The following is a 247-nucleotide window of genomic DNA, read 5'->3' as shown; positions in this document are numbered from 1 at the left end:
ACTCATAAAACCAATAACCCTTCTTTTCAAGAAGAAAAACATACATGGCATTATCAAATCCTTAACCCTCATCAATTATGGTTAAAACAAATTCATCATGAACTCTTTTTAAAGAAGCTAAAAACCAAATTAAGTAAAAAGGAGTTTAACGTCATTAGATTAAATTTTGGAGTTCCTTTAGGAAATATCAACGAAGATTATCAACCTAGTTATTCTAATCACGAAATATCCCAAATACTAAATTTAA

General features: G+C 27.5%; 1 pseudogene. It reads left to right on the top strand.

Features of this window, described 5'->3' with window-relative positions:
• Positions 1-247: pseudogene (locus RI01_RS02965) on the top strand (sigma-70 family RNA polymerase sigma factor); the annotation flags it as partial.

It is taken from the genome of Italian clover phyllody phytoplasma str. MA1 (assembly GCF_000300695.1).
Lineage (GTDB): Bacteria > Bacillota_I > Bacilli_A > Acholeplasmatales > Acholeplasmataceae > Phytoplasma.
Note: the sequence above shows the minus strand (reverse complement) of the source record. Positions and strands in the feature narration are given on the sequence as shown.